Source organism: Micromonospora sp. NPDC050417, from assembly GCF_044458865.1.
In the GTDB taxonomy this organism is placed as follows: Bacteria; Actinomycetota; Actinomycetes; order Mycobacteriales; family Micromonosporaceae; genus Micromonospora_G.
Genome location: NZ_JBITIH010000022.1, coordinates 35,756 through 49,573, shown reverse-complemented (window position 1 = coordinate 49,573; position 13,818 = coordinate 35,756). Strand labels below are relative to the sequence as shown.

Annotated in this window: 9 protein-coding genes; 5 read left to right on the top strand and 4 right to left on the bottom strand. The window is 72.9% G+C overall.

What is annotated here, in order from left to right; genetic code table 11:
- Positions 1 to 73: 73 nt before the first annotated feature.
- Positions 74 to 2,635, bottom strand: a complete 2,562-nt coding sequence (locus ACIBF5_RS25590; RefSeq protein WP_396815410.1) for an ABC transporter permease — start codon at positions 2,633 to 2,635, stop codon at positions 74 to 76.
- A gap of 143 nt (positions 2,636 to 2,778) precedes the next feature.
- Between ACIBF5_RS25590 and ACIBF5_RS25585 the strand changes: the two genes are divergently transcribed.
- Positions 2,779 to 3,765 carry an SMP-30/gluconolactonase/LRE family protein gene (locus tag ACIBF5_RS25585; protein ID WP_396815409.1) on the top strand — a complete coding sequence of 329 codons (987 nt, stop codon included), beginning with the start codon at positions 2,779 to 2,781 and terminating at the stop codon, positions 3,763 to 3,765.
- 32 nt (positions 3,766 to 3,797) lie between these two features.
- Here the strand turns inward: ACIBF5_RS25585 and ACIBF5_RS25580 are convergent, their stop codons facing one another.
- The 3 genes from ACIBF5_RS25580 to ACIBF5_RS25570 form a co-directional block, all read right to left on the bottom strand.
- The gene (locus ACIBF5_RS25580; RefSeq protein WP_396815408.1) at positions 3,798 to 5,915 is read right to left on the bottom strand and encodes a HelD family protein; all 2,118 of its coding nucleotides are present in this window, start codon (positions 5,913 to 5,915) and stop codon (positions 3,798 to 3,800) included.
- Between the two features lie 234 nt (positions 5,916 to 6,149).
- Positions 6,150 to 7,085, bottom strand: a complete 936-nt coding sequence (locus ACIBF5_RS25575; RefSeq protein WP_396815486.1) for an alpha/beta fold hydrolase — start codon at positions 7,083 to 7,085, stop codon at positions 6,150 to 6,152.
- 282 nt (positions 7,086 to 7,367) lie between these two features.
- Entirely contained in the window at positions 7,368 to 7,697 is a 330-nt protein-coding gene (locus ACIBF5_RS25570; protein WP_121156263.1) for a hypothetical protein, read from the bottom strand.
- A 340-nt stretch (positions 7,698 to 8,037) separates the two neighbouring features.
- Between ACIBF5_RS25570 and ACIBF5_RS25565 the strand changes: the two genes are divergently transcribed.
- The 4 genes from ACIBF5_RS25565 to ACIBF5_RS25550 all read left to right on the top strand — a co-directional run bounded on the left by ACIBF5_RS25565 (position 8,038) and on the right by ACIBF5_RS25550 (position 13,795).
- Positions 8,038 to 8,529, top strand: a complete 492-nt coding sequence (locus ACIBF5_RS25565; RefSeq protein ID WP_121156262.1) for a DUF3145 domain-containing protein — start codon at positions 8,038 to 8,040, stop codon at positions 8,527 to 8,529.
- 73 nt (positions 8,530 to 8,602) lie between these two features.
- A complete protein-coding gene (locus ACIBF5_RS25560; RefSeq protein WP_396815407.1) occupies positions 8,603 to 10,339 on the top strand; it encodes a glycoside hydrolase family 3 protein in 1,737 nt (578 codons plus the stop codon).
- Between the two features lie 112 nt (positions 10,340 to 10,451).
- Positions 10,452 to 11,504, top strand: coding sequence for a glycosyltransferase family 2 protein (locus ACIBF5_RS25555; RefSeq protein WP_396815406.1), 1,053 nt, complete (start codon positions 10,452 to 10,454; stop codon positions 11,502 to 11,504).
- Positions 11,501 to 13,795: a hypothetical protein gene (locus ACIBF5_RS25550; RefSeq protein WP_396815405.1), complete on the top strand. Its 2,295-nt coding sequence runs from the start codon at positions 11,501 to 11,503 to the stop codon at positions 13,793 to 13,795. The genes ACIBF5_RS25555 and ACIBF5_RS25550 overlap by 4 nt, the downstream gene beginning before the upstream one ends.
- Positions 13,796 to 13,818 lie beyond the last annotated feature (23 nt).

Genomic DNA, 13,818 nt, shown 5'->3' with positions numbered 1-13,818 from the left:
GTGCCCGCGCGACCCAACATATGCCGACATCGCAATGTGTGTGATTGGTTCGGGTCGGGGGATGGGCGGCGGTTCACCCCTCCACGCTCATCGCCGCCACGATCGGCGTCCGGGTCGCCCGCCGGGCGGGAAGCAGCCCGGCCAGGAGCGCCGCGCCGCCGGCCAGAGCCACGCAGAGGACGAGCTGAGCCACTGGTACGACCGGCAGCCCGTGCCCGTAGCTGTGGATCAGTCCGAGTGCGGCGGTCCAGCCGACGCCCACCCCGAGGACGATCCCGGCCAGGGCCCCGACCAGCGCGATCAGCCCCGCCTCGGCGAGCAGCATCCGCCCGAGTTGCCGCCGGGAAAGCCCCAGCGCCCGCAGCGTCGCCGACTCACGGGTCCGTTCGAAGACCGACAGGGAGAGCGTGTTGCTGATTCCGAAGAGCGCGATCAGCACCGACATGCCGAGCAGTGCGGCGAAGATGCCGAGCAGTTCGTCCAGGGTCGCCGACAGGGCGTTCGCCTGGTCGGCGACGCTGCTCACCCGTACCACCGGAAAGGTCCGGAGGACCCGGTCCAGGGCCTGTCGGCCGTCGGCCGTACCGACACCGGGGGCCAGATCGAGCAGGAGCTGGTTCGGCGCCCCGGGGCCGTACGCGGCGGTGAACTGGCCCCACTCGACCAGGGCGGCGCCGCCGGTCGGGGCATCGTCGTAGAGCGCCACCACGGTCAGCGCCCCAGCCGGGTCCGGTACGCCGGGCAGGCCCAGCGCGAACCGGTCGCCCACCCCGAGCCCCCGGGCCTGCGCCACCGGGCGACTCACCGCCACGGTGCCGGGGCGCAGATCGGCCAGGTCGCCGTCGGTGACCTCCGGTCGGACCGGCCCGCGCAACTGCTCCGGGGGCACCGACCAGACCCGCACCTGCCGGTCGACCGGGGCCGGCGCGAGCCGTACCTCGGCCACCGTGGCGAACGCCGGCTCGGCCCGGAGCACCCCGGCCAGCTCCGCCGGCAGCTCGCCCCGGGTGGCGCCCGGCGTACCGTCGATCCGGGTCCGGTCGAGCACGAAGTCGACCGGGAAGTTCTCGGTCAGCTCACGTCCGGTCTGGTCCCGGGCGGTCTCCAGCAGCACCGCGAACATCGACATCAGCGCCACCCCGACGGTCAGCGCCATGGTGGTCGCCGCAGCCCGGCGCGGGTTACGCCGGGCGTTCACCACCGCCAGCCGGGCCACTGGGCCGAAGAGCCGGGCCGGCAGCCAGCCGAGTACGCCGACCGCGCGCGGAACCAGCAACGGGGCGGCCACCACCGCGCCGAGGAAGACGACCATCCCGCCGCCGAGCACCAGCGGCAGTCCCGGGAAAGCCAGTGGCACCCCGACCATGATCGCCAGCAGTCCCGCCCCGGCCAGCCCGACGGCGACCAGCACCCGGACCCGGCCACGCCGGCCGGTCGCGTCCCGCAGTTCGGCGGTGGCGCTGCCGTGCAGGGCGGCCAGCGGCGGCACCCGCCCCGCCCCGAGCGCCGGTACGAGCGCGGCCAGCACCGTCACCACCGTGCCGAACCCGAGCGCCACCGCCACCGTCGGCCAGCGCACCACCGGGGCGTGCAGCGGGATGTCGGTCGCGACCAGTTCCCGCCCCCAGATCAGCCCGTAGCCGACCAGCAGGCTCATCGCCAGGCCGCCGAGCGAGGCCAGTACGCCGAGCGTCACCGCCTCCAGCAGCACCGCCACCCCGACCTGCCGGCGGGACGCCCCGACGCACCGCAGCAGGCTCAGCTCGCGTACCCGCTGGGCGGCCAGGATGGCGAAGGTGTTGTAGATGACGAACGCCGACACGGTCAACGAGACCACGCCGAACCCGATCAGCACCGCCAGGAAGCCGTCGACGTACTTGCCCGCCTGCTCGGCTAGCTGGTCCCGGAGCCGGTCACCGGTGAGCACCGCCAACCGTGGGTCACCCGTCACCCGCGCGACCCGATCGGCGAGCACCTCCGGGTCGACGTCGGGCCGGGCCCGGACCACCACCTGGGCGTACCGCTCGGTGCCGGTGAGGGAGGCCAGGTCGGGACCGGTCAACGCGGCCACCGGGGAGCCGCCGAAGAGCCGGTTCACGCCGAGGTCGAGCACCCCGACCAGGGTCAGCCGGTGCGGCGTACCGGCCTGGTCGAGCAGGCTCACCGAGGCGCCCAGGGCGTACCCGGTGGCGGCCACCGTGGTCTTGTCGACCGCGACCTCGCCGGGCACCGTGGGAAGCCGCCCGGCGGTCACGTCGTACGGGGCGAGCGACGCCACACCGGGCACCGAGAGTCCATAACCGACGTGCCCCTGCTGGGTCAGGAGCCGACCGTCCCGGTCGAGCAGGCCCAGCCAGGCGATCACCCGACCGTCCACCTCGGCCACCCCGTCGACCGCCCGGATCCGGTCCACCGTCTCGGCCGATACCAGCGTCTCGGCCGGCTCCACCACCACGTCGACGTTCCTCGCCGAGCGGGCCAGGTCGTCGTAGAAGGCGGCCCGGGCGGTGTCGCCGTAGACCAGGGTGCCGGCCAGGAAACCCACTCCGACCACCACCGCGAAGGCGGTCAGCAGCAGTCGTACCGCGTGTGCCCGCAGCCCGGCGACGGCCAGGCGCACCAGTGGCCAGTTCACGCCACAGTCTGACGTGATCACCACCACCGCCGGAAGCGGAGCGGTTGTCAGGTAGCGGACAGCGGGACGACCGGGCACCATCGAACCCGGTACCGACCGACATCAGCCGATGCCCGCCGGACTGGCGGGGGAGGAGATCGAGGATGCGAGTTCGACCCCGTACCACCGTCCTGTCCGTCGCCGTGGCACTCGCCGGCACCCTGGCGGCAGCCGCCCCGGTCAGCGCCGCCCCGGTCGACGCCGGGCGCTCGGAAACCGCGTCGACCCGGACCGGCACCCTGTTCCCCACCACGTTCGCCCTGCCGGACGGCTTCCAACCGGAGGGGATCGCGATCGGGGCCCTGCCGTACGCCTTCTTCGGTTCCCGCGCCACCGGCGCCATCTACCGGGTCAACCTGCTGACCGGGCGGGGCGAGCAGATCAACGCCGGTTCGGGCACCCCGTCCCAGGGGCTCAAGGTGGACCTGCGCGGGAGGCTCTTCGTCGGCGGCGGGAACAGCACCACCGGCGCCGCCGCGAAGGTGTTCGACGCCTTCACCGGAGAACTGCTGACCACCTACCAGTTCAACAACGTGCCGAGCTTCGTCAACGACGTGGTGCTCACCCCGGACGCCGCCTGGTTCACCGACTCGACCAACCCGGTCCTCTACAAGCTGCCACTGAACCGGTGGGGTGGCCTGCCGGACGCGGACGAGACGGTGACGCTGCCGCTGACCGGTGACATCGTCTACGGCACCGGGATCAACGCCAACGGCATCGAGACCACACCGGACGGTCGCGGCCTGCTGGTCGTACAGTCCGGCCCCGGCCTGCTCTTCCGGGTCGACCCGGCGACCGGGAAGGCCCGGACGGTCGACCTCGGTGGCGAGGTGCTGACCAACGGCGACGGGCTGCTCCGGGACGGGCGCACCCTCTACGTGGTGCAGAACCGCCTCAACACCGTCTCCGTCTTCGAACTGGACCGCACCGGCACCAGTGGACGTCTGGTCGAGCGGGTCACCTCCGCCGGTTTCGACGTACCGACCACCGTGGCCGCGTACGGCAACCGCCTCTACCTGCCCAACGGCCGTTTCACCACTCCGCCGACCGCCACCACCCCGTACACCGTCACCGCCATCCCCCGCCCCTGAGCTTCGTCCCGCTGACCCTCCTGCGGGGAGGGTCAGCGGGCGGGGTCGATGGTGGTGAGGCGCTGGGTGGCCCGGGACAGGGCCACGTAGAGGGTGCGTACGCCGGACTCGGAGTCGGTACGGATCTCGGTGGGGGCGATCAGCACGACACCGTCGTACTCCATGCCCTTCGCCTGGAGACTCGTCACCACCTGGAGTCGGGGGCCGGCGAGTGCGGCGAGCCAACCGGCGACCTCGTCCCGGCGCGGCACCGGTGTGATCACGCCGACCGTGCCCTGCACCTCGGCGAGGAGTTCGGTGACCGCCCGTACGGTCGCCCCGGGCAGTTGTGCGGCGGGCAGGGTCAGTTCGACCGGCTCGACCCCGGTGGTCCGCACCGCCGTCGGCAGGGTGAGGTCGGGGGAGACCTCACGGATCACCTTGGCGGCGACCGCGAAGATCTCCGCCGGGTTCCGGTAGTTCGTGGAGAGGGTGTAGTCGTGCCGGTCCCGGCGGCCGAGCGCCTTGTCCCGGGACTGGGCCAGTTCGCGCGGGTCGCCGGTCCAGGCGGTCTGCGCCGGGTCACCGACCACGGTCCAGGAGGCGAGTCGGCCGCGCCGGCCGAGCATCCGCCACTGCATCGGCGAGACGTCCTGTGACTCGTCGACGACCACGTGGGCGTACTCGCGGTAGTCCTCCGGGCGTTCGACGGCCTGGGCCCGCGCGGCCCGCTGTCGGTCCGCGTACGTGCTCACCTCGCGCACCCCGCCGGCGAGCAGGAACGGGTCCCGCCGCCGTTTCGCCGGCCGCATCGGCTTGCCGAGCAGTTCGTCGAGTTCGTCGAGGATGGCGACGTCGGCGATGGTCGGCCCGTCGGCGTCCAGGTTCCGGTACGACGCGCCGAGCGCCCGGATCTCCCGGTGCGAGAGGAGCCCCTCGGCGTACCTGCGCAGCCGTTCCGGCTCGCTCAGCCAGCCGAGTACGTGCCACGGGTGCAGTCGGGGCCACCAGGCGCGGATGAAGTCCCGGAATTCGCTCCGTTCGGACAGGTCGTCCTCGAAGCTGGCTTTCTCCGGCAGCCGCCCGACCGGCGCTCGCTGCACCTGCGCCCAGAGCGCCTGGAAGAGCCCGTCGATGCCGGCCCGGCGGACCTCGTTGCGCCGGGCGCCCCGGGGCAGCGCCCGGGTCCGGATCCGGTCGAGTTGGGTGGCGTCGAGCCGGAGCAGTTCGCCTCGGTAGAGCAGGCGGAGTTCGGTCGGTCCGCCCGGAACCGCGTCGTGGGTGGCCCGTTCGAGCACCCGGCGCATCCGCAGCGAGCCCTTGATCGCCGCGACCGCCGCCGGGTCGGTACGGGTGGCGACCACACCGGGGAAGAGCGAGCCGAGGGAGTGGAGGGTGGCGGTCTCCTCGCCGAGTGACGGCAGCACCGAGGCGATGTACTCGACGAAGACCCCGGACGGCCCGACCACCAGTACGCCGCCGCCAGCGAACCGGTTCCGGTCGGAGTAGAGCAGGTAGGCGGCCCGGTGCAGGGCGACCGCGGTCTTCCCGGTTCCGGGTCCGCCGGAGACGATCGTGACACCACCGGCGGGGGAGCGGATCGCCTCGTCCTGTTCCCGCTGGATGGTGGCGACGATGTCGCGCATGCCGCGCCCGGTCGCCTTGGCGAGGGAGGCGAGCAACGCACCGTCGCCCACGACCCGCATGCCGGCGGGGGCGGCGCCGGGATCGAGCAGGTCGTCCTCGATCCGGGTCACCCGTTCGTTCGCGGACTGGATCATGCGTCGGCGTACCACGCCCTGTGGGTCGGCGGCGGTGGCCTGGTAGAACGCTGCGGCGGCCGGCGCCCGCCAGTCGATCACCAGCGGTTCGGACCGCTCCCCGCGTACGCCGAGCCGGCCGACGTGCAGCACCTGCTCGTCGCGCAGGTCCAGCCGGCCGAAGACGAGCCCTTCGTGCTCGGCGTCGAGGGCGTGTCGGCGCCGGGCGGCGTGGAAGACCATCGCGTCCCGCTCGACGAGCGCGCCGAAGTTGCCCACCCGGGCGAGTTGGTAGCCCTCCTGCTCAGCCTTGGCGGCGGTCCGGCGCAGCTGGGCCAGCCGGGCGTAGACCAGGTCGAGATGCCGCTGCTCGGCGGCGATCTCCTGTTGCAGGGTGGTGAGGTCGGTCAACGTGCAGACTCCCGGGTGGTCGGTTGCGTGACGCGGCGTCCGACCCCGGCTGGCGGCCGGGCGGGCGTACGGCCGCGCAGGGTGGCCAGGTAGCGAGGGTACGGGTTGCCGTCCGGCCGCCTTGCGCCGATCGGCCGATCGGGTCCGTTCCGGCCACCGTGTCGGCTACAGCGGTGCTCCGTTTCGGGTGCCGAATCCCACCTGGGTGGGGCCGCCGTGCCCGCTGCGCGGGCGTCAGGCGTGATCCCCGACGTGGGCGCGGCGGCCCTCGCCCCGGGGTTGGCGTGGGATCCGGGCGAGGGCCCGGCGGACCACCCCGAGCAGGGCGGCGTTGACCTCGTCGGGACGTTCGAGCAGGAGCATGTGGCCGGCGCCGGGGCAGACGGTCAGTTCGGTGGCCGGGAGCGCCTCGACGATCGAATCGGAGCAGCGTGGCGGGGTGAGCCGGTCCCGGTCACCGACGAGGGCGGCGACCGGCAGGTCGCCGAGGCGGGTGAGGGTCTCCAGCCGGTGTTGCCGGCCGACCGAGGTGCGGAGCCCGCCGATCGAGACCAGTGCCGCGCGGGCCACCGCCGAGGTGGTGAGGTCGAGGTCCTCGGCGGCGCAGTCGTCGCCGAAGAGGAGCCAGCGGAGGGCCGGTCGCAGTGCCTGGAGCACCGGCCCGGGGGTGCGCAGACCACCGCAGCGCGCCAGTACGCCGGCGCCGGTGGTCTCGGCGAGCCGGACCAGCCAGGTGATCCTGGAGGGTAGCCCGTAACAGGTGTGGGTGTGTCCCTCGGCGGTGGTGGCGACGAGGACCAGACCGGCCACCCGGGCGGCGAAGTCGTCGGGGTGGCGGTGGGCGTACTCCATGATGGTCATGCCGCCGAGAGAGTGGCCGGCGAGCACCACCGGCCCGGTCGGCGCGATCGTGTCGATCAGTTCGGCCAGGTCGTCACCGAGCCGGGCCAGGGTGGCGGTGCCGAGGGCGCTCACCCCGGATCTGCCGTGCCCGCGGGCGTCGTAGCCGATCACTCGGACCGAGTCGCCGAGCGTGGCGGTCAGTGCGCTCACCTGCCGGTGCCAGGTCCGGTGGTCGAGGTTCCAGCCGTGCAGCAGCAGTACGGTGACCGGCGCGGTGGCCGGTCCGGCCTGTGTGACGTGGAGCCGGAGCCCGTCGGAGAGTGGGATCGGGGTGGTGGGCCGGAGCGGGTCGGCCGGGGTGCGCGGGGTCGGGATCTGGTCGGACACGGCTACCTCCGGGCTCCCCGGGGTGCCCTACCCGCGGGTAACAAGCGTACCCGTGATCTTCGATTGATGCTGTCGCCCGGCTCCCGTTCGCGCGGACGACCGTGGTCGCCGGAACGGACACCGAGCGGGACGCGGGTGAGGAAACCTCCAGGGGTGCAGAAAGCGACAAACGCCCCGCCCGGCGCTCGGCCGGTACGGGGCGTTCGTGTGCTGCGGGTCGACTCAGGCGGTGAAGACGCCAGCCTCGACGAGACGCTTCTCGGCGGTGTCCCAGCCGTCGCCCGGGAACGCCGTGGCCAGGCCGCTGATCTCAGCCCGGATCTTGGCGGCGTGTCCGGCGCCGGCGAGCTGCCGGACCTCCTCGACGAAGGCGTCGGAGTCGGTGCGGACGTGGACGGTCTTGCCGTTGGTCAGGTTCCGCACGTAGGCGTGCTTGCCGCCGTTGAGCGGAATCAGGTACTTGAACTCGCCGAGCACGCTCAGGGCGCCACCCTGACCGGCCTGGCCGGCGCGGACTGACGCGCGCGCGGTCTTTGAGGTGTTGCTCGCCACGGAAGTACTCCTTGCCAGACATAACGGGAGGACGGAATGCGCGACGGCAACACGCCGGACGCGCCTGGTGGCCCGGTCGCCGAAGTGGCCGGGGCCGCCGAACTGCAATTTTGGCGGCCTGGGGCACAGGACGCCGAGTGAACCTTACACGACCACGAGAGCCGGATGGCGATCGCGGCCTGTCGTGAGGAATGAACACCCACTAGCGGTACGGCTATTCCGGCATGCCAAAATTCCGATTCTCTGGCGCACCATCCGTCACAGCAGTCATCATGTGTTGCAGATCGCCTGGTGATCGAGGTCGTAGGGGAAGACGCACCTCGCTCTCCGGGAGGTCACCGTGCCAACGCGTGGCGTCGTATACGTCCACTCGACCCCGCTCGCCGTGTGTGCACACGTCGAGTGGGCGATCGCGCGCGTCCTTACCGTGCCGGTCAATCTGCACTGGACGGTTCAACCCGTCGATCCCGGCGCCCGCCGGGCAGAGTGCAGTTGGTCCGGCCGGCCGGGGACGGGTGCAGAACTGGCTGCTGCCCTCCGGCAGTGGCCGATGATCCGTTTCGAGATCACCGAGGAACCGAGCGCCGGGGTCGACGGCGAGCGGTTCATGTACGTCCCGGGACGCGGACTGTTCCGGGCGACCACCGGCGCCGCCGGTGACATCCAACTCGGCGAGGACCGGCTGCGCGAGATCATGGCGTCGGCACGGGCTCCCGAGGCACTGGCGCACGCTTTGGACAAGGCGCTCGGCACCGCGTGGGACGCCGAACTGGAGCCCTACCGGTACGCCGGTGACGGCGCCCCAGTGACGCTGCTCACCAGGGTCGGCTGACCCGTGCAGGTCCGTACTCGGTCCGGACTTGGTCAAGTTGCCCTGGTAAGGAGGGGACTGATGGGATGACGCCATGCCGATCCCCCTCCGGCGTACCCTCGCCGCGTTCGCCGTACTGGCCGCGCTGACCGCGACCGGCTGTGCCGGTCGATCCGACCAGGGCACCACCGGCGCGGACCCCGGCTGCCCAGCCGGGCAGCAGTGCGGACCCGCCACCCCGAGCACGTCAGGCGGGACCGACCCGGCGGCGCGGGCCGCCGAACTGGTCGGCCGCCTCACCGACGAGGACCTGGTCGGCCAGGTGCTGATGCCGTACGCCTACGGCAACTCGGCGACCAAGGTCACCGCCGGCTCGGCAGCCGGGAACAAGGCCCTCGCCGGGGTCGAGACGCCGGCCGAGATGATCGCCAAGTACCGGCTCGGCGGGCTGATCCTGGTCGGGTTCTCCGCCGACGACCCGACCGGCAAGAACCAGGTCACCACCAACGTCGACAACCCGGCGCAGGTGCACGAGCTGACCGGCGGTCTCCAGGCCGCCGGAGCCCAGCTACCGGCCGGTGCCGCACCACTGCTGATCGGCACCGACCAGGAGTTCGGCGTGGTCACCCGAATCGGCAACGGGGTGACCGTCCTGCCGAGCGCCATGGCCTTCGGCGCCGCCGCGGATCCGGCCCTGACCGAGAGCGCCTGGCAGGCCGCCGGCACCGAACTCGCCGCCCTCGGCATCAACGTCGACTTCGCCCCGGACGCCGACGTGCTCGGGGCGCAGAGCACCGTGATCGGCTCGCGCTCCTTCGGCGACGACCCGAAGGCGACCTCGGCTCAGGTCGCCGCCGCCGTCCGGGGCCTACAGGGAGCGGGGGTCGCGGCCACCCTCAAACACTTCCCCGGGCACGGCCACACCGCCGCCGACTCGCACGACAACCTGCCGGTGCTCGCCCAGGACCGGGCCGCGCTCGACGCCGGAGACCTGCCGCCGTTCACCGCCGGCATCGCGGCCGGCGCCGGGCTGGTCATGTCCGGCCACCTCGACGTGACCGCCATCGACCCGGGCACCTCGGCCACCTTCTCGCACAAGGTGCTGACCGACCTGCTGCGCGGAGAACTCGGCTTCAAGGGTGTGGTCGTCTCGGACGGCATGAACATGGCACCGGCCGAGGTCTACCCGCCGGGCGAGGCCGCCGTACGGGCCATCAACGCCGGCAACGACCTGCTGCTGATGCCACCGAACGTCACCCAGGCGTACGACGGGCTGCTCGCCGCCGTACGCGCCGGGACACTGCCCCGTACCCGGCTGGTCGAAGCGGCAACCCGGGTGCTCACGCTGAAGTTCACTCTCGCCGGGCGCCCCGCACCGGCGATGTCGACGCTCGACAGCGCGGCACACCGGGAAGCCGCCCGGCGGGTCGCGACGGCGTCGGTCACCGCGCTGCGCGGCACCTGCGCCGAGGCGGCGGTACGCGGGCCGGTGACCGTCACCGCCTCGAACGGCCGGGAGAAGACCGCCGCCGCGCTGACCTCGGCGCTGACCGCAGCCGGAGTGCAGGTGGTCCCGCAGGGCGGCACCGTCGTGCACCTGGTCGGCTACGGCGACGCCGCCGCCGACCTGAACGCCGCCGCCGGCGTGACCGTCGCGATGGACACCCCGTTCCTGCTGGAATCGGCGAAGTCCCCGGTGCTGCTGGCGACCTACTCGTCCAGCACCGTCTCGATGGCGGCGCTGGCCGACGTCCTCGCCGGCAAGGCCCGCCCGACCGGGCACTCCCCGGTCCCGGTGACCGGGCTTTCCCGCGCTTCCTGCACCGCCTGACCCGAACGGGGCCGGCGGTACGCGCACCAGCCACCCATCGTCGATCTGTCGAACCCCGGCGGCTGGTAGCGTTCGCCTGTCCGCCGGGTCGACCGGAGGGGGTGCGCGGGCCGTGACGCAACCGGGACCCGTGCTGTCCGTGGTCGTGCCCATGTTCAACGAGGAGAGCGTCCTCCCGCTGCTGGTCGAGCGGTTGCGGGACGTCCTCGACGGGCTCGCCGAACCGTACGAGGTGGTGGCCGTCGACGACGGCAGCACCGACGGCACGGCGACCGCGCTCGCCGCCGCCCGCGCCACCTGGCCCCAGTTGCGGGTGCTGCGGCTGCGGCGCAACAGCGGCCACCAGGCCGCGTTGGTCGCCGGGGTGCTGCGCGCCCGTGGCGACTACGTGGTCAGCCTCGACGCCGACCTCCAGGATCCGCCGGAGACGATCGCCGACATGCTCGACGCCGCCCGGCTCGGGCACCTCGACATCGTGTACGGGGTGCGCGCCGACCGGCGTACGGACACGTTCTTCAAGCGGTGGACCGCCGGGCTGTACTACCGGCTGATGCGCCGGCTCGTCGGCAAGCAGGTGCCGGCCCAGGCCGGCGACTTCCGACTGCTCAGCCGAGCCGCTGTGGAGGCACTGCGGGAACTGCCGGAACGGACCCCGGTGCTGCGGCTGGTCGTACCCTGGCTCGGTTTTCCCAGCGGCGAGGTGAGCTACCTGCGCGACAGCCGGGCGGCCGGGCGGACCAAATACCCGATGTCCCGGATGGTGGGCCTCGCCGCCGACAGCGTGACCAGCTTCTCCGCCGCGCCGCTGCGCTTCGCCACCTGGCTGGGCCTGGCCGGGGTGGCGATCTGCGGGCTGCTGGTGGTGGTCGCCGTGGTCGCCTACTTCTTCGGCGCGACGGTCAGCGGCTGGCCGTCGCTCTACGTGGCGGTGCTCTTCCTCGGGGCCGTCCAGTTGCTCTGTCTCGGCCTGCTGGGGGAGTACGTGGCTCGGATCTACACAGCCGTACAGGGGCGACCGGCGTACTTCGTCGCCACCGACACCGCCGACGGTGAACCGCCCGCCGCACCGGTGGGAGTCGGCGCATCGACGGCCGTCACGGATGCCGTGCGGGACGTGCCGGCCGGCAACGGCACCGGGGCGGCACTCGCCGACACACTGCGGTGACCGCCGTCGCCGACGGGGCGCCGGCACTCGGCACCCCGACCACCCGCCCCCACCGGGCAGCCGAGGCACTGCCCCGGTACGCACCCGCGCTCGCCGCCTTCGTCTTCGTCGTCGTCATCCTGCTCAGCGCCGACACCCCGGCCCTGGACATCGCCCGCTACACCGGGTACGCCCTGCTCGCCGTCGTGCTCCCCGGCACCCTGGTCTACCGGGCGTTACGAGCCCGGCCACACACCCTGGTCGAGGACCTCGCCGTCGGCGCCGCCGTCGGGCTGGTGCTGGAACTGGCCGCCTGGGCGGTCCTCACCGGACTCGGGCTCGAACACTGGCTGTGGCTCTGGCCGGTCGCGGTGGTGCTGCCCTTCGTGGCCGTACCCCGGCTGCGCCGGCACTGGCGGGTCACCGGCTACACCCCGGTCCCGACCGGCTGGGCCTGGTCGGTCGCGGCGATCATCGCCGGCTTCACCATCTACCTGGCCGAGTCGTTCCTCTACCGCAACCCGGTCCTCCCCCTCGGGGAGGAGCAGGCACAGTACATCGACCTGCCGTTCCAGCTCTCCATCGCCGGCGCCGCCACCCACCAGATGCCGCCGGAGGTGCCGCAGGTCGCCGGGGAACCACTGCACTACCACTGGTTCGGCTTCGCCCACATGGCGGCGGCGAACCTGGTCAGCGGAGTGGACCTGCCCACGGTCTTCTTCCGGCTGGCCGTACCGACGCTCTGCCTGCTCGCGGTGCTGCTGGTCGCGGTCGTCGGCTGGCGGATCAGCGGCCGCCCGTACGCGGGTGCGGTGGCCGCCGCGCTGATGCTCACCATCGGCGAGTTCGGCTACGAGAACGGCATCCGCCAGCTCTTCGGCACCCAGGCGACCTTCATCGTCTGGGGCAGCCCGTCGATGACGTACAGCTGGGTCCTGCTGCTGCCGCTGATCGCGGTCCTGGCCGACCGGATCGGCCCGGCCCGGGGAGTCACCGTACCGCCGCTGGGGCGGGGCGCCTGGGTGCTGGCGGTGCTGCTGCTCGCCGCCTCCACGGGAGCCAAGGCCAGCTCGGTGCCGGTGGTCGCCGCCGGGCTCGGGCTGACCGCCCTGGTCACGCTGGTGGTACGTCGCCGGCTCGCCTGGCCGGTGATCGTCGCCGGGATGCTGGCGCTCGCCGCGCAGGGCTTCGCCACCGCTATCCTCTTCGCCTTCGAGAGCCACGGGGTGACCGTCGACCCCTTCTCCGGCCTCCGGCCCTTCGTCGGCGCCGCCGCCGACCGGGGTCCCGGTGCCTCCGTCCTGCTCTGGGGCGCGGTGCTGCTGGCCTTCCTGCTCAACCTGCAACTGCGGCTGGCCGGCATCGTGGCGCTGCTGCGCCACCGCCGGTTCCGGCTCGAACCGGTGCAGGTGTTCCTGCTCGGCGGCGCGGTCATCGGCCCCGCGATCTACCTGCTGGTCGGGCACCCGGGCAGCAGCAACCAGTACTTCACCCGGGCCGGCTTCGCCTTCGGCGTGATCGCTTCCGGCTGGGGATACGCCGAACTGATCGAACGAGCCCGGCTGCACCGGCGGGGCCGGGTGCTGCTCGCCACCGGCGCGGCCGGGTTCGCGCTGCTGCTCTGCCTGATCCAGCTCAACAACCGGGCCACTGTCCACTCCGCCCCGGTCTGGGATCCGCTGCGCCCACTGCTCTGGTGGGCGGCGGCCCTCGCCGGTCTCGCCCTGCTCGTCGCCCTGGTCTGGCCGGTCCTGGCCGGTCGGTGGCCCGGACTCCGTGGTCGGGGTGCCGTCGTTTTGCTCACCGGAATCCTGGTCGCCGGGGCGCCGGGACTGGTGATGGACGCGGCGGCGGCGCATCGTTACTCCAACGGCGGCGCGTACGCGGTGGTGCCGATGCCGCAGTCGCGGGTGGCGGCGGCCCGCTGGGTGTACGAGCACAGCGAAGCCGACGACGTGGTGGCGACCAACGCGTACTGCCGCGCGGTGGTCGACGGCAGGTGCGACGCCCGGTCGTTCTGGGTCAGCGCGTACACCCAGCGCTCGGTGCTGGTCGAGGGTTGGGCGTTCACGCCCAAGCTGGTCGGGCAGCCGGACGGCCCGTACGTCCCGTTCTGGGACCAGACGCGGCTGCGGGCCAACGACGAGGCATTCGCCGCCCCGACCGAGGCGGGCCTCGCCGATCTTCGGGACCGGTACGGCGTGCGATGGCTGGTCGTGGACCGTTCCGTCGGCCAGGAGGCCGAGGTGTTGGCTCACCTGGCGGACCGCCGTTTCGACAACGGTCGACTCGCCGTCTACCAGCTCCGCTGACCGCCCCCGCTCCCTTGGAGCAT

Coding starts and splice junctions, on each gene's coding strand:
- ACIBF5_RS25585 (WP_396815409.1), top strand. CDS start 2,779: ATGCGAGTTCGACCCCGTACCACCGTCCTGTCCGTCGCCGTGGCACTC.
- ACIBF5_RS25560 (WP_396815407.1), top strand. CDS start 8,603: ATGCCGATCCCCCTCCGGCGTACCCTCGCCGCGTTCGCCGTACTGGCC.